The sequence below is a fragment of the Shimia haliotis genome, assembly GCF_900114415.1.
In the GTDB taxonomy this organism is placed as follows: domain Bacteria; phylum Pseudomonadota; class Alphaproteobacteria; order Rhodobacterales; family Rhodobacteraceae; genus Shimia; species Shimia haliotis.
Genome location: NZ_FOSZ01000002.1, coordinates 408,501 through 423,817, shown reverse-complemented (window position 1 = coordinate 423,817; position 15,317 = coordinate 408,501). Strand labels below are relative to the sequence as shown.

Annotated in this window: 20 protein-coding genes; 14 read left to right on the top strand and 6 right to left on the bottom strand. The window is 58.1% G+C overall.

The features are described from left to right. Positions 1-67: 67 nt before the first annotated feature. The 5 genes from sucD to mdh form a co-directional block, all read right to left on the bottom strand. A complete protein-coding gene (gene sucD, locus BM069_RS07475; RefSeq protein ID WP_093322392.1) occupies positions 68-955 on the bottom strand; it encodes a succinate--CoA ligase subunit alpha in 888 nt (295 codons plus the stop codon). Positions 956-960: 5 nt separating this feature from the next. Further along, on the bottom strand, positions 961-2,154 hold the full coding sequence (sucC, locus tag BM069_RS07470) for an ADP-forming succinate--CoA ligase subunit beta (protein ID WP_093322390.1): 1,194 nt from the start codon (positions 2,152-2,154) through the stop codon (positions 961-963). Between the two features lie 290 nt (positions 2,155-2,444). Next, positions 2,445-2,588: a hypothetical protein gene (locus BM069_RS19805; protein WP_170846698.1), complete on the bottom strand. Its 144-nt coding sequence runs from the start codon at positions 2,586-2,588 to the stop codon at positions 2,445-2,447. Between the two features lie 72 nt (positions 2,589-2,660). Continuing rightward, entirely contained in the window at positions 2,661-3,437 is a 777-nt protein-coding gene (locus tag BM069_RS07465; RefSeq protein WP_093322387.1) for a hypothetical protein, read from the bottom strand. Between the two features lie 100 nt (positions 3,438-3,537). Next, positions 3,538-4,500 carry a malate dehydrogenase gene (mdh, locus tag BM069_RS07460; protein WP_093322385.1) on the bottom strand — a complete coding sequence of 321 codons (963 nt, stop codon included), beginning with the start codon at positions 4,498-4,500 and terminating at the stop codon, positions 3,538-3,540. Positions 4,501-4,711: 211 nt separating this feature from the next. On the opposite strand from mdh, the gene BM069_RS07455 reads away from it, so the two are divergent. Further along, on the top strand, positions 4,712-4,915 hold the full coding sequence (locus tag BM069_RS07455; RefSeq protein ID WP_093322382.1) for a hypothetical protein: 204 nt from the start codon (positions 4,712-4,714) through the stop codon (positions 4,913-4,915). A gap of 42 nt (positions 4,916-4,957) precedes the next feature. Continuing rightward, complete coding sequence (locus BM069_RS07450) at positions 4,958-5,698, top strand: sulfite exporter TauE/SafE family protein (protein ID WP_093322380.1); 741 nt, start codon at positions 4,958-4,960, stop codon at positions 5,696-5,698. Here the strand turns inward: BM069_RS07450 and BM069_RS07445 are convergent. Beyond that, positions 5,695-6,006, bottom strand: a complete 312-nt coding sequence (locus tag BM069_RS07445) for a hypothetical protein (protein WP_093322377.1) — start codon at positions 6,004-6,006, stop codon at positions 5,695-5,697. The two genes, BM069_RS07450 and BM069_RS07445, sit on opposite strands and share 4 nt — an antisense overlap. A 230-nt stretch (positions 6,007-6,236) precedes the next feature. Here BM069_RS07445 and BM069_RS07440 point away from each other — a divergent pair, with 230 nt between their 5' ends. The 12 genes from BM069_RS07440 to BM069_RS19800 all read left to right on the top strand — a co-directional run bounded on the left by BM069_RS07440 (position 6,237) and on the right by BM069_RS19800 (position 15,303). Further along, positions 6,237-7,091 (top strand): HpcH/HpaI aldolase/citrate lyase family protein, encoded by an 855-nt coding sequence (locus BM069_RS07440; protein ID WP_093322375.1) that lies wholly within the window; start codon positions 6,237-6,239, stop codon positions 7,089-7,091. 39 nt (positions 7,092-7,130) lie between these two features. After that, positions 7,131-7,682 (top strand): NnrU family protein, encoded by a 552-nt coding sequence (locus BM069_RS07435; RefSeq protein ID WP_093322372.1) that lies wholly within the window; start codon positions 7,131-7,133, stop codon positions 7,680-7,682. Between the two features lie 4 nt (positions 7,683-7,686). Beyond that, a complete protein-coding gene (locus BM069_RS07430; protein ID WP_093322369.1) occupies positions 7,687-7,890 on the top strand; it encodes a DUF1737 domain-containing protein in 204 nt (67 codons plus the stop codon). Further along, the gene (locus BM069_RS07425; protein WP_093322367.1) at positions 7,890-8,921 is read left to right on the top strand and encodes a MaoC family dehydratase; all 1,032 of its coding nucleotides are present in this window, start codon (positions 7,890-7,892) and stop codon (positions 8,919-8,921) included. The genes BM069_RS07430 and BM069_RS07425 overlap by 1 nt, the downstream gene beginning before the upstream one ends. A 7-nt stretch (positions 8,922-8,928) precedes the next feature. After that, positions 8,929-9,681 carry a DUF4344 domain-containing metallopeptidase gene (locus BM069_RS07420; RefSeq protein WP_093322364.1) on the top strand — a complete coding sequence of 251 codons (753 nt, stop codon included), beginning with the start codon at positions 8,929-8,931 and terminating at the stop codon, positions 9,679-9,681. A 52-nt stretch (positions 9,682-9,733) separates the two neighbouring features. Further along, the gene (locus BM069_RS07415; protein ID WP_093322361.1) at positions 9,734-10,393 is read left to right on the top strand and encodes a DUF1194 domain-containing protein; all 660 of its coding nucleotides are present in this window, start codon (positions 9,734-9,736) and stop codon (positions 10,391-10,393) included. Between the two features lie 263 nt (positions 10,394-10,656). Further along, entirely contained in the window at positions 10,657-11,040 is a 384-nt protein-coding gene (sdhC, locus tag BM069_RS07410) for a succinate dehydrogenase, cytochrome b556 subunit (RefSeq protein ID WP_093322843.1), read from the top strand. A gap of 11 nt (positions 11,041-11,051) precedes the next feature. Continuing rightward, entirely contained in the window at positions 11,052-11,423 is a 372-nt protein-coding gene (sdhD, locus tag BM069_RS07405; protein WP_093322358.1) for a succinate dehydrogenase, hydrophobic membrane anchor protein, read from the top strand. 11 nt (positions 11,424-11,434) lie between these two features. Next, a complete protein-coding gene (gene sdhA, locus BM069_RS07400; protein ID WP_093322356.1) occupies positions 11,435-13,240 on the top strand; it encodes a succinate dehydrogenase flavoprotein subunit in 1,806 nt (601 codons plus the stop codon). Between the two features lie 9 nt (positions 13,241-13,249). Next, positions 13,250-14,080 carry a hypothetical protein gene (locus BM069_RS07395; protein ID WP_093322353.1) on the top strand — a complete coding sequence of 277 codons (831 nt, stop codon included), beginning with the start codon at positions 13,250-13,252 and terminating at the stop codon, positions 14,078-14,080. A 54-nt stretch (positions 14,081-14,134) separates the two neighbouring features. After that, entirely contained in the window at positions 14,135-14,914 is a 780-nt protein-coding gene (locus BM069_RS07390; RefSeq protein WP_093322351.1) for a succinate dehydrogenase iron-sulfur subunit, read from the top strand. A gap of 239 nt (positions 14,915-15,153) precedes the next feature. Next, on the top strand, positions 15,154-15,303 hold the full coding sequence (locus BM069_RS19800) for a hypothetical protein (RefSeq protein ID WP_170846697.1): 150 nt from the start codon (positions 15,154-15,156) through the stop codon (positions 15,301-15,303). Positions 15,304-15,317 lie beyond the last annotated feature (14 nt).

The following is a 15,317-nucleotide window of genomic DNA, read 5'->3' as shown; positions in this document are numbered from 1 at the left end:
TTCGTGTGCTCTGCAGAATGGCAAAGCGAAGGTAGGGCAGGCGCGTGACGCCTGCCCTGATGTCAAATTAGCCCAGCTCGATGGCTTTGAGCACAGCTTCGCCGAGACCGGCGGGGCTGTCGGCAACAACGATGCCGGCTTCTTTCATCGCGGCGATCTTGTCGTCGGCACCACCTTTGCCACCGGCAACAATCGCGCCCGCGTGGCCCATGCGGCGGCCGGGAGGGGCCGTGCGGCCGGCGATGAAGCCTGCGGTCGGCTTCCAGCGGCCTTTCTTGCGCTCATTCGCGAGGAACTCAGCGGCTTCTTCTTCTGCGGAGCCCCCGATTTCACCAATCATAATGATCGACTGGGTTTCGTCGTCGCTGAGGAACATGTCTAGGATGTCGATATGCTCGGTGCCTTTGATCGGATCGCCGCCGATGCCCACGGCGGTGGACTGGCCCAGACCGATGTCGGCGGTCTGTTTGACAGCCTCATAAGTCAGGGTGCCGGAGCGGGACACAACGCCGACAGAGCCGCGTTTGTGGATGTGGCCCGGCATGATGCCGATTTTGCACGCATCCGGCGTGATGACACCGGGGCAGTTGGGGCCGATCAGACGGGAGGCGGAACCTTCCAGTGCGCGCTGCACTTTCATCATGTCCAGCACCGGAATGCCTTCGGTGATGCAAACGATCAGTTCCATTTCCGCATCAATCGCCTCGAGGATCGAATCCGCGGCGAAGGGCGGTGGAACGTAGATCACGGAAGCATTGGCTTCGGTTTTGGCTTTGGCGTCGTGGACCGAGTCAAAGACCGGCAGGCCGAGGTGGTCGATGCCGCCTTTGCCCGGGGTCACGCCGCCGACCATTTTTGTGCCATAGGCGATGGCTTGTTCAGAGTGGAAGGTGCCCTGTGAGCCGGTGAAGCCCTGACAGATAACCTTGGTGTTTTCATCTACGAGAATGGCCATGGGTGTTATCCTTTCACCGCTTTGACGATTTTTTCGGCGCCGTCGGACAGGTTGTCCGCTGCGATCACATCAAGACCGGAGGTGTTGATGATCTCTTTGCCGGCTTCGACGTTGGTGCCTTCGAGGCGCACAACCAGTGGAACCTGCAGGCCCACTTCTTTGACAGCCGCCACAACGCCCTCTGCGATCACGTCACAGCGCATGATGCCGCCGAAGATGTTCACGAGGATGCCTTTGACGTTTGGATCAGAGGTGATGATCTTGAACGCTTCGGTCACTTTCTCTTTGGTCGCGCCGCCGCCTACGTCGAGGAAGTTGGCAGGCTCTGCACCGTAGAGTTTGATGATGTCCATGGTGGCCATCGCCAAACCGGCGCCGTTCACCATGCAGCCGATTTCACCGTCCAGAGCGATGTAGTTGAGGTCATACTTGGACGCCTCAAGCTCTTTGGGGTCTTCTTCAGTCTCATCGCGCAGCTCGGCCACATCGGGGTGGCGGTAGATGGCGTTGCCGTCAAAGCCAACCTTGGCGTCGAGCACTTTGAGTGCACCGCCAGGCATGACGATCAGCGGGTTGATCTCCAGCTGCTCCATGTCTTTTTCCATGAAGGCTTTGTAGAGAATGCCCATCAGTTTGACGCATTCTTTGACCTGTGCACCTTTGAGGCCCAGAGAGAAAGCAACGCGGCGGCCGTGATAGGCTTGGTAGCCGGTGGCTGGGTCTACGGAGAAAGACAGGATTTTCTCAGGCGTGGCTTCGGCCACTTCCTCGATGTCCATGCCGCCCTCGGTCGAGCAGACGAAGCTGACGCGGGAGGTCTGGCGATCCACCAGAAGCGCGAGATAGAGTTCGCGCTCGATGTCGGAACCGTCTTCGATGTAGATGCGGTTCACCTGTTTGCCGGCAGGGCCGGACTGGTGGGTCACAAGGGTGCGGCCCAGCATCTTTTTGGCTTCTTCGGCGGCTTCTTCAACCGACTTGGCGAGGCGGACACCGCCTTTTTCACCGGCGTCGGGTTCTACGAAGGAACCTTTGCCGCGGCCACCTGCGTGGATCTGTGCCTTTACAACCCAGAGCGGGCCGTCAAGTTCACCGGCGGCGGTTTTGGCATCTTCTGCTTTGAGAACAACGCGCCCTTCGGACACCGGAGCGCCGTAGGAGCGAAGCAGGGCTTTCGCCTGATATTCGTGGATGTTCATGGAACTGTCCCATCTTGCTGCGATTGGCGGAGTTTTGCCACATGATACGCAAGGGGATATAGCGATTTCTGAAATGTTAGCGCATTTTTCGCTGTTTGTGATCACACTCAGAAAAAGTGTGATCACAAAATTGGCGGGATGCAGCAATTCGGGGTTAGGATTGCCTAAATGGCACGGCAGACCGACTCAAACCGATGAGTTTGGGCAACTTGTGGCCGACGGGCGTGGTTGTGGTCGCCATGATGGTTGCGACAAGGGGGCCCCGTTGCCAACGAACGTGTGGTGGTGGGTCAGGTTTCGCCGGTGGAGATTTTGCCGGTCACAGGATGTTCAAGCTGCGGTGTGGTACGCACCGGAAGATCCTCGTTGGATCCGCAAGCGGACAGGGTGAAGGACACCAGCAGCGAGAGCGCAAGGAGAAGTTTGGTGTGCATGTCAAAGCCTCAAATCAGGAAATATTTGCCAGTAGGGTAAACGCAAAGCGTTACCTGAGTCTTTAGTGTTGATCAGCTGGGATAGAGGTCCGACGCGGGCGAGCCATCCAGACAATCGCAGACAACTGTCCGATCCGCGGCGGAGAGGTTGTCGAAGCTAGCGGCGGCCCTGTCGCCAAAGGACGTGGAGTTTGATGGTTTCGCAAAGGCGCGCGGGTCATCGGCGGGAAGGGCGAACGGCGCAGGCCCTTCCAGACCAAGTGCGGTCAGTGTCGCGGTGGGATCACTTAGCAGGTCTTCGTATCGGATGAGCGCGCTGTTGGGATAGCTGGCGAGCAGGTCGGCATAGGTCTTGAGTTTGGCCGCGTAGAGCGCGGGCAGCGGAGCAGACGGCACGCCGTCGCGCATGGTCACTTGCCAATCGGTGCGTATGAAGGCGGAGAAGTCTGTGGGCACTTTGACCAAGGTGTGGAACGGGTTGCGGTGCATGGAGCGTAGCCAGCTTGCCGGATGGCGCAGCATAATCAGGACGGCGGGCTGTTTTGTTTTTAGGAAGCTGGAGCGAAATTCCTGATTGGGGGCTGCGTGTTTCCAGCCACCGGATATTGGCAGGTCGCGGGTGTGCCAATGGTCCAGAGTTTCTTCTCGGGCCGCGTGGTAGCGCCAGAGCGCTGAAAGAGGATGCCTGAACCGGTGAACTTCGCGCCACGTCAGCATGGGAAGGCTGGGAAAAAGATGCAGATCGGGAATGTGCTGCAGCAGATGTTCCAGCACATTGGTGCCGGAATTGCGCTCTCCCAACAGTTTGAGGCCATTGGTCGTGTCGAGGGGGCGGTTCAGACCGATCATGCCAATTGTTTGGCGGCAAAAGGGTTTTCAGGCAAGGGGGTGCGCCAAAAAGAAAAGCCCGCCGGTGTGGCGGGCTTTTGCAGATGTGCTTTGGTGTGGCTTACGCCAGCGAGCCGTCGATGCCTTTGCAGGCGTCTACGAGACCCTTCACCGCGTTCACGGATACGTCGAACATGTCCTGCTCTTCTTTGTTGAGCTTGATGTTCACAACTTTCTCGACACCGCCGGCGCCGATGACGGTGGGAACGCCGACATACATGTCTTTTACGCCAAGGTCGCCGTCACAGTAGGCGGCGCAGGGTAGAACGCGTTTCTGGTCTTTGAGGAAAGCCTCGGCCATTTCGATGGCGGAGGCGGCAGGTGCGTAGAATGCGGAGCCGGTTTTCAGCAGGCCAACGATTTCGGCACCGCCGTCACGGGTGCGCTGCACCATGGCGTCCAGTTTTTCCTGTGTGGTCCAGCCCATTTCGATCAGATCAGGCAGCGGGATACCGGCAACGGTGGAGTAACGTACGGACGGCACCATGGTGTCGCCGTGGCCGCCCAGAACAAATGCGGTTACGTCGCGCATTGAAACGTTGAACTCTTCGGCGAGGAAGTGGCGGAAACGCGCGCTGTCCAGAACACCTGCCATGCCGCAGACCATGTGAGTCGGCAGGCCGGAGAATTTCTGCAGTGCCCAAACCATCGCGTCCAGCGGGTTGGTGATACAGATGACAAATGCGTTGGGCGCGTGGGCTGCGATGCCTTCGCCAACGGATTTCATAACCTTGAGGTTGATGCCCAGAAGGTCGTCGCGGCTCATGCCTGGCTTGCGAGCAACACCAGCGGTCACGATGCAGACGTCTGCGCCGGCGATGTCGGCATAGTCGGACGTGCCGGACATGGCGGCGTCGATTTTTTCAACGGGGCCGGATTCCGCGATGTCGAGCGCTTTGCCCTGCGGCAGGCCGTCTGCGATGTCGAAGAGAACGACGTCACCGAGTTCTTTGAGGGCGGCGAGGTGGGCGAGCGTGCCGCCAATGTTACCTGCGCCGATGAGGGCGATCTTGGGTCGTGCCATGGGATCAATCTCCGGTCCGTGTGAATTGTCGCGGGTGGCTTAAGCGGAATCTCGCCTTGAAGCAAGTGTTTGCAGGTGCGGCATGGTTGCGAGTCCCGTGTTTGCTCTTGCAGAAAGTGGCCGATTTCTAGCTCAGCGCGCGCTTGCAATATCGCGCGGGGTAGGCGTAGATGGTCGTCAGGACAAACACAAATACTGAGGACCAGGTCTTATGAAATCTGCTCTAAAAACCCTGATTGCATTGGCGTTCATCGGGATGACCGTTTCGGCCTGTGGCGGCGGCACAACAAACAACAACGTGCAAACAACCACAATTGGTCAGGAGCTTGAATCTCTTGAAGCGGCTTACAAGCAGGGGCTGTTGACCGAGAAAGAATACGAACAGCAGCGCAAGAAGATTTTGAAGGGCAGCTGAGGCGGTTTCGCCTGAAAATTTCGCAAAAGAGGGGGCAGTGTCTTGATTGATTCTGTCCCGATTTTTGTTTTGGCCGCGCTGGCGGTTGTCTTTGCCGGCGTGTCAAAGGCAGGTTTTGGATCCGGCGCAGCCTTTGCCTCCGCCAGCCTCTTGGCCTTGGTGATGCCACCTCGCGAAGCGTTGGGCGTGATGTTGCCGTTGTTGATGCTGGTGGATCTGATCACACTGCGGCCCTACTGGAACAAGTGGAGCTGGCCTGAAGCGCGGGTGTTGATCCTGGGCGGCTTGCCCGGTGTGGCGCTGGGTGTGTGGCTTTTTTCGGTGGCCAACGACGATGTTTTGCGCCTTTTGATTGGCGCGGTTTCGCTCGGTTTTGTCGCGTGGCAGCTTTGGCCGAGCGCGAAACGGCGGATGTCGATGCCGGTTTGGGCGGGGTATGTCGCGGGACTGGTTGCCGGTTTCACCAGTTTTGTCAGCCACGCGGGCGGGCCACCTGCCGCGGTTTATCTGTTGTCGCGGGGCGTGGGTAAAACCACCTATCAGGCGACCACGGTATTGACCTTCTGGGTCATAAATATCGCAAAATTTGTGCCCTATGCGTTTCTTGGCGCGTTTACGGTGCAAACGCTTTGGGCGGACGTGATGCTTGCGCCCTTTGCTGTTCTGGGCGCTTACATTGGCGTGAAAGCCCACTATGCGATACCGGAGCGGGCTTTCTTCGGCGTGACCTATGTGTTGCTCTCGCTCACCGGTCTCAAGCTGGTTTTTGACGCACTGACTTAGGCGCCATCGCCCTGCGGTGGAAGCGCCTCTGCCAGTTCCTCATAGGCCTGTCCGCTGGCCACCAGACATGTGGTGCCGTTGGGCATGGTCACTGTGATGGTCCAGCTTCCGGAGTTTTCCGAGGCAAACATTTCAAAGACCGCGCCTTGCTGGGCGAGGCCGAGGGCCTGACGGGTTTCGCCATAGCGATCGGCAAGCCGTTGAATGACGGTTTCCCGCGCGGCGCAGTTGTTTTGCGCATCGGCGTGGGTTGCAGCCATGATCAGAAGTCCAAAGCCCAAGGCCACCTTGAGATCAATAGGGTTCATCTGCCTGTCCTTTCAAATGATGTGATGAGGGAGGCCGATTGATCGGCTCTTGGTGCCCCCGTTGATCGCAATAGCGTGGTGTGTGTCGCGGGAAATTTTGGTTAATGCGGCGTGCGCAGTGGCAAAAAGACGGGGCGTTACGGCGGGTATTTCTGCGGTGCGGCAAAATTTGCCTTGAAGTTATCTGAGAAAAATGCCCCATTCTGCGCAACAAAATTACGGAGAGAGTCATGGATCAGCGCGCACGTCCCTATAGGTCGGTTCTATATATTCCCGGGTCCAAGGATCGGGCGCTGGAAAAGGCCCGCGGCCTGCCTGTGGATGCGATCATCTTTGACCTTGAGGATGCTGTAGCGCCTGACGAGAAAGAGAACGCCCGCGCGACCTTGGCGGCTGCGTTGGAGCAGGGCGGCTATGGCAGCCGGATGCGGATCGTGCGTATCAACGGGCTGGACACCCAGTGGGGCGAAGCGGATGCCAAGGCTGCCGCTGCGATGGATTGCGACGCGGTGCTGTTGCCGAAGGTTGAAAGCACTGCGCAGCTTGATGCGCTGGCGGCGCTGATTGGGGAAAAACCGATCTGGGCGATGATGGAAACACCGCGTGGGATGCTGAAGGCAGCCGAGATTGCTGCGCATCCGCAACTGACGGGTTTTGTCATGGGCACCAATGATTTGGCCAAGGAATTGCAGACCCGGTTCCGCGCTGACCGTCTGCCGATGATGGCCGGTCTCGGTCTGTGTTTGCTGGCGGCCAAGGCCGAGGGCATTGTCATTGTGGATGGCGTTTATAACGCGTTCAAAGACGCAGACGGGCTGAAGGTGGAATGCGATCAGGGCCGCGACATGGGGTTTGATGGCAAGACGCTTATTCACCCCGCGCAAGTCGATGTGGCGAACGCAGCTTTCGCGCCGAGCGAGGCCGAGATCGATTTGGCGAAGCGCCAGATTGCGGCTTATGAAGAAACCGAGGCCAGCGGTCAGGGTGTTGCGGTGGTGGACGGCAAGATTGTCGAAAACCTGCACGTTGTGACGGCCCGTGAGATTTTGGCGAAGGCGGATGCAATCGCCGCGCTGGAAGAGTAACGTTTCTCCCGAAACACAATTTTCTAGCGAGGGAGCCAGATGACTTTATTGGTTTTGGGAGTTTTGCTGTGGGCCGGTGCCCATTTCTTTAAACGTGCGATGCCCGGTGTGCGGGAGCCGATGGGCGACAAAGGCAAGGGCATCGTGGCCCTGCTGCTTTTGTTGTCCATCGTGCTGATGACGCTGGGCTACCGCAGTGCAGAGGTGACGGACACGCTGTGGTCCACGCCGAGTTTTGCCAAACATATCAACAACCTCGCGGTGTTGATTGCGATCTTTATGATGAGCCCTGCACCACGCAAGGGCAAGCTGCTTAACGGCGTGCGCCATCCAATGCTGATCGGGTTTGCACTTTGGGCGGGCGCGCATTTGTGGGTCAATCCGGATATGCCGTCGGTGGTTTTGTTCGGCGGGCTGTTGGTGTGGTCGCTGCTTGAGATCGTGATCATCAACCGCGCCGAAGGGCCATGGGAGCCCACCGAGCACGGCAGCATCGCCAAGGACGGGATGTTCCTGGTGGCGTCCATCATCCTTGTGGGTGTAATTGGCTTCATTCACGGGCTGGTGGGCCCGTCCCCATTTGGAGCGTAACCCCATGAAACTTTATCGTTTTCTGTCTGAGGAAGACACGTCAGCGTTCTGCCACAAAGTGACAGACGCACTTAACAAGGGGTGGGAGCTGCATGGCTCCCCGACCCAGACCTTCTGTCAGGCCACAGGCGTCATGCGCTGCGGTCAGGCGGTGGTGAAGGAAGTCGAAGGCACTTACACCCCGGAGATCAAACTGGGAGAACACTGATGGCCAAGACCAATCCGGGCCGGTTTTTTGAAGATTATGCGCTGGGGCAGGTGATTGATCACGCTGTGCCGCGCACAGTGGGAGCTGGGGAGCGGGCTTTGTATCACGCGCTTTATCCGGCGCGGCACGCCTTGTATTCCAGCGACGAGTTCGCGCGGGCGTCTGGCTTGCCGCAATCTCCGCTGGATGATCTGGCGGCGTTTCACGTGGTTTTCGGCAAAACCGTACCGGATGTGTCGCTGAATGCTGTGGCGAACCTTGGCTATGCCGAAGGGCGTTGGTTGAAGCCCGTTTATGCCGGTGACACGCTGCGAAGTTCCAGCGAAGTGATTGGTCTGAAACAGAATTCCAACGGCAAAACCGGTGTGGTTTACGTGCGCACACGCGGCATGAATCAGCGTGACGAGGTGGTCATGGAATACGTGCGCTGGGTCATGGTGCGCAAACGTGATGTGGATGCGCCTGCGCCGGAAACGGTGGTGCCGGAACTGTCCAAAGTGATCGACCCTGCGGATCTGGTGATCCCTGAAGGATTGGATTTCTCGGGTTATGATTTCACTCAAGCGGGTGAAGCGCATCGTTGGGGCGATTATGAAATCGGTGAGACCATCGACCACGTCGATGGTGTGACGCTGGAGGAAGCGGAGCATATGATGGCGACGCGGCTTTGGCAAAACACGGCCAAGGTGCATTTTGATGCCACTTTCCGTCCTGATGGGCAGCGCTTGATCTATGGTGGGCACATTATTTCGCTGGCGCGCGCCCTGAGCTTCAACGGTCTCGCAAATGCGCAGATGATTGTCGGCCTGAACGGTGGTGCACATGCCAATCCGGCGTTCTCCGGTCTGACGGTCAAGGCATGGTCCGAGGTGCTGGACAAGGCCGAGACCTCCGCGCCCGGCGTTGGTGCGATCCGACTGCGTCTGGTGGCGACCAAAGGCGGAGAGCCGTTTGCGCTTAAGGGTGAAGATGGAAAATATCAGCCTGACGTCCTGCTTGATCTTGACTACTGGGCGCTCATGCCGATGTGATACCGGCATGCTGAAATCATGCCTTTTTGCCGCCTCTCTTGCTTTGGCCTGCCCAGTGCAGGCCGAAGTGAATTTTGACCGCACAGACGAAGCGACTCTGTCATATGTCGAAAGCAACCTGCTCGGGATTTTCTATCACGAGTTAGGGCATGCTTTGATCGATGTCCTCGATCTGCCGATTTTCGGGCAGGAAGAGGATGCGGCGGATGTGTTGTCGATTTTCCTGATAGATGCTTTCTATGAGGAGGACGCGGCGGTTCAGATCGCTTACGACGCCGCTTTTGGATTTCTGGGCGAGGCTGAGGCCACCGCGGAAATTGCCTTCTGGGATGTGCACGGGCCGGATTTGCAGCGCTACTACAATACGGTGTGCATTTTCTACGGGGCCAATCCCGATGCACGCGAAGATGTGGCGCTTGAGCTTGGTCTGCCGGAGGAGCGAGCCGACTATTGCCCCGATGAGTATGATCAGGCCGCCGCCAGTTGGGGCGCGGCGATGGACGAGATCGTGTCCGCCAAAGGTGGGACCACCATCCGCATGGGCGAGGTGGAGGTGAACACGGATGGTGGCGCGTTGACCGCCGAGATCGTTGAGGCAGAGGTTCAGGCGCTGAATGAGGAGTTCCGCCTGCCGCAGAATTTGTTTGTCTCGGTTCTGGAGTGTGACGAGGCCAACGCGTTTTATGATCCCGCCGCACGGGAAATCGTGATGTGCACAGAATTTGCCGACGCATTGGTGGAGATGGCACCGGAGTTTTAAGCCACACGACAAGGTGATTTTGCGACGCGGGCTAGCGTTGTAGGCTGTGCCTATGTTGCGTCTGGCATCCTTCTCTGTCGCTTTGGCGGCCTCCCCCGTTGCGGCATGCGACATTGCGCTGTTGTTGGCGGTGGATGTCTCTGGAAGCATTGATCCGCAGGAATATCGCATTCAGATGGATGGCCTGGCCACGGGATTACGGGACGGGGTTGTTGTTGAGGCGCTGATCAAGGCCGAAGCTGCGGTTGCGTTGATGCAATGGACCGGTACGCGGCGACAGCAGGTGTCGGTGCCTTGGGCGCGGGTGCGCAATGCGCAAGACGCAGAAGCCTTGGCGCTGGCGGTCGAGGCCATGCCACGGGCGTGGTCCAAGTATTCTACGGCGATCGGCGACGCGCTTTGGCGTGGCGCGGATCTTATGGAAAAAGCGCCTGAGTGCCGTCGTCAGGTTGTGGATGTGTCGGGCGACGGGATTTCCAATGAGGGCATTGCGCCGGCAGAAGGGCGGGGGCGTTTGGCGGCAATGGGGGTGACGGTCAACGCATTGGTGATCGAAACCGATGAGGCCGACCTGACAGGGTATTTCTGGGAGAATGTGATCACGGGAGCGGGCGCCTTTGTCGTCACCGCAAACGGATTTGAGGACTATCCGGCGCGCATTCGGCAAAAGTTGATCCGCGAAGTGGCCGAGCAGTTTGCGGGATCGCCATAAATTCCTCGGATGATGTGAGCGCAAACAGTTTCCCGAACGTCGGATTCGGGATATTCTCTCTGGAAATGCACAGGAATTGCGCAATTGAATTCTGACTGAATTTATAAGGTTTGAAATTTGTGATCACGATTTATTGGGTGTGATCACAAAGCTCCAAATAAGCGCAAACTGTGCCAAAAAAGCGCGGCTTTTTGCTGGCCCGCAACGTGACAGGCCGCGAAAAAACGTTAGTAAAGTGGCAAGGGAACCGGAAAGGATTCAACATGGCTGACGCGAAAAGGGTCGAACGCCCGCTTTCACCTCACCTGACAATCTATCGCCCACAGCTGACGTCGATGACGTCGATCCTGACGCGGATCACGGGCAATGCGATGATCGTCACGACTTTTGTTATCGTCTGGTGGCTTCTGGCCGCTGCGGCCGGGCCGGAGCATTTCGCTGTGGCCAATGGTTTTGCCACGAGCCTCGTGGGCGATGTCTTCTTTGCTCTCTCGGCGCTGGGCCTTTGGTATCACTACCTTGCCGGACTGCGTCACCTGATCTTTGATGCGGGCAAGGGACTTGATATTCCCACCGCCGAAAAGCTCGGCTGGGCCTGCATCATCGGTTCGGTCGTTTTGACCGTTCTGACAATCATTATCGTCTGAGGAGGCCTATCATGCGTTTTCTGACCGACCGCAAACGTGCCGAAGGCCGTGGCTCTGCCCACGCCGGCACAGAGCATCACTGGTATATGCAAGTCAGTGCCGTTGGGCTGGCGTTCATCGTGCCGGCCTTCATTTACATGTTCGGCTCGCTTCTTGGCGCGCCGCATGAACAGGTGATTGCTTCGTTGAGCCGTCCGTTCCCAGCGATCCTGTCGGCGCTGGTGCTGGTCTTTGGCCTCGCGCACTTTCGCAAGGGCGCGCAGATGATGATCGAGGACTACACCCGCAAATCGACCAAGAAAGTCCTGATCATCCTGGTGATCACAATGACCTACGGCCTGACAGCGGCCGGCCTGTTCGCGCTGGCGAAAATCGCGCTTTGAGGATCTGAGACATGGCTGCTTACGAATACGAAACACACGAATACGACGTGGTCGTGGTGGGTGCCGGTGGCGCCGGTCTGCGCGCCACTTTGGGTATGGCAGAACAGGGTCTGCGCACAGCATGCGTGACCAAGGTTTTCCCGACCCGCTCCCACACGGTTGCGGCACAGGGCGGCATTGCTGCCTCGCTTGGCAACATGGGGCCCGACAGCTGGCAGTGGCATATGTATGACACCGTCAAAGGCTCTGATTGGCTGGGTGATACGGATGCTATGGAATACCTCGCCCGCGAAGCGCCCAAGGCGGTTTACGAGCTGGAGCACTATGGCGTGCCGTTCTCGCGTACCGAAGAAGGCAAGATCTATCAACGTCCGTTTGGTGGGCACACGACTGAATACGGCGAAGGCCCCGCCGTGCAGCGGACCTGTGCAGCGGCGGACCGGACCGGTCACGCGATCTTGCACACGTTGTATGGCCAGTCGGTCAAGAACAACGCTGAATTCTACATCGAGTATTTCGCGATCGACCTGATCATGTCCGAGGACGGGCAGTGTCAGGGGGTGGTCTGCTGGAAGCTTGACGACGGCACCATGCACATCTTCAACGCCAAAATGGTGGTGTTGGCCACAGGCGGTTATGGCCGTGCCTACTTCTCTGCGACCTCCGCACACACCTGCACCGGTGACGGTGGCGGTATGGTGGCACGCGCGGGCCTGCCGATGCAGGATATGGAATTCGTACAGTTTCACCCGACCGGTATCTATGGCTCCGGCTGTCTGATCACCGAAGGCGCGCGTGGTGAGGGTGGTTATCTGACCAACTCCGAAGGCGAGCGTTTCATGGAGCGTTATGCGCCCCAGTACAAAGACCTCGCACCGCGCGATTACGTGTCGCGCTCCATGACTATGGAAATTCGCGAAGGTCGTGGTGTGGGCGACAATGGCGACCACATTTACCTGAACCTCAACCACTTGCCGGCCGAAGCGCTGGCCGAGCGTCTGCCGGGGATCTCGGAAAGCGCACGGGTGTTTGCGGGCGTGGACGTGACCAAGGAGCCGATCCCGGTTCTGCCGACCGTTCACTATAATATGGGCGGTATCCCGACCAACTATTGGGGTGAGGTTCTCAACCCGACAGAAGACAACCCGACCGGTGTTGTGCCAGGCCTGATGGCCGTGGGTGAAGCGGGCTGTGCCTCTGTGCACGGTGCCAACCGCCTGGGTTCCAACTCGTTGATCGACCTCGTGGTCTTTGGCCGTGCCTCTGCGATCCGCGCAGGCAAGGTGGTGGATGCGGACGCGCCCAACCCTGTGCTGAACCAAGCGTCTGTGGATGCGGCGTTTGATCGTTTCGACAACCTGCGCAATGCTAAAGGCGGCGTGCCGACGGCTGAACTGCGTCTTGAGATGCAGCACACGATGCAGGCTGACGCCGCGGTGTTCCGCACCGACAAGACGCTGAAAGAAGGTGTCGAGAAGATGACGGCGATTGCAGCCAAGATGGACGACCTGCACGTCACCGACACCTCGCTTGTCTGGAACAGCGACCTGATGGAAACGCTGGAACTGACCAACCTGATGCCAAACGCTTTGGCGACAATCCATGGTGCTGAAGCCCGCAAGGAAAGCCGCGGCGCACATGCGCATGAGGATTATTCCGAGCGTGATGACAAGAACTGGCGTGTGCACACCGTCAGCCGCATTGACGGCAAAAAGGTGGACCTAAGCTATCGCCCAGTGATCACCGACCCGCTGACCAATGAAGACGAAGGCGGCATCAGCCTCAAGAAGATCGCGCCCAAGGCGCGGACGTTCTAAGGCTGGCTCTTGAGCGCGGCGCGCGACATATCGGCCAACCGGCGGGTCATCGTTCATATCGGTGCCCAGAAAACCGGTTCGACCTCATTGCATCGCTTCCTGAAACTCAATCAGGAAGCGCTTGCGGGGCGGGTGGATATCCGTGTGCCAACCAAGGGCTCTCTGACCCGCGAGTTGGGCAAAACCTGTGCCATGTATAGCTTGAAGCCTGCGGCGCATAAGACGTCGCTGGTGAATTTGCTGGGGCAGGTGCGAGCCGAGCTTGAAGGGGATGAACGCGTTTGCATCATCAGCCATGAGAACATCATCGGAGCGATGATGGGGCGGCGCGATGTGCGGGCGCTTTATCCTCGGGCGGGTGAGATCATGGGACTGATTGAGGCCGAATTGGCGCCGTTTAAGCCCGACTACGTGTTTTATACGCGTGAGCGCGATGGCTGGCTGAAGAGCGTGTATAATCAGGCAGTTAAGTCGGATAGTTACGCAGGCACCAAGGCGCAGTTTGAGGCCGAGGTGGCGGAAGCGCGTGACTGGTCTGCGGTGGCGCAAGAGATCGCAGATGTGGTTGGCAAGGACCGCCTGAGTGTTTTTGCTCTTGAGGAGGAAACCACGCCTGAACGCCCCGGTCAGCAACTTTTGAAGTTGGCTGGTTTGACAGATGACGAGATCAACACGCTGGCGCCCCTCGCGGGACGCAGCAATCAGAGCCTGAATGCGGGTTCTTTGGAATTCATGCGCCAGCTCAATGGTTTGGGCCTTGCCCAACCGGCCCGAAAAAAGGTCGCCGCGCTGGTGAAAGACAATCAATCGCTTTTTGATCGGACGGATCGGAAGGCCTGAGAAGGACGAAGGGACGCGCGTCGCGCGCTGACCCACGGATAGGAAGGAAAGACCATGGTCGAATTTGCCCTCCCCAAGAACAGCCGGATCACCACCGGTAAAACTTGGCCAAAGCCGGAAGGCGCAACCAACGTGCGCAAATTCCAGATTTATCGCTGGAATCCGGACGATGGCAAAAACCCGAGCGTTGATACGTACTTCCTTGATATGGACAAATGCGGTCCGATGATTTTGGACGCGCTGATCAAGATCAAGAACGAGATCGATCCGACTTTGACCTTCCGCCGCTCCTGCCGTGAAGGCATCTGTGGCTCCTGCGCGATGAACATCGACGGGATCAACACGCTGGCCTGCATCTATGGCCTTGATGAGGTCAAAGGCGACGTGAAGATCTATCCGCTCCCGCACATGCCGGTTGTGAAAGACCTGATCCCTGATCTGACCCATTTCTATGCACAGCACGCGTCGATCATGCCGTGGCTGGAAACCAAGACCAACCGCCCTGCAAAAGAGTGGAAACAGTCGATTGAAGACCGCAAGAAACTTGATGGTCTGTATGAATGTGTGATGTGCGCCAGCTGCTCGACTTCTTGCCCGAGCTACTGGTGGAATGGCGACAAATACCTCGGGCCAGCCGCGCTGCTGCATGCGTACCGCTGGATCATCGACAGCCGCGATGAGGCGACCGGTGAGCGTCTGGACGATCTGGAAGATCCGTTCAAACTCTACCGCTGCCACACCATCATGAACTGCGCCAAGACCTGCCCGAAGGGTCTGAACCCGGCCAAAGCGATTTCCGAGATCAAAAAGATGCTGGTCGAGCGCCACGTCTGATCCGACAGAAGAAAAAGCAGTATGAAGGCGGTCCGTTCGGGCCGCCTTTTTGGTTTTTCAGGGGGAAAAAGTCGTCAATTTGTTTCGACTTTTTGGGAATTCCCGCCATTTGTGCGCCTAAGTATGCCATTGCATATTTTGCATGCCGCCATTGCGTCTCAGGCTCTTTTCTGCGCCGCAGCACAGGCCTATATCGGCGAGCAGGGAGGGGACGACTCAGTAGATTTGGAGAACAGTTCATGTCGCCCTCAGATAACGCCAAGACCGAAGATTTCGCCGCCCGTGCATTGGAATTGCTTGAGCAGTCCTATGCCTATTACAACCAGCCGCTTCGCAAAGTGGACACCTCGGCGCAGGAAGCATACTACGCCTATGTTAAAGCCGCTTAAGGCGATCGTGCGGG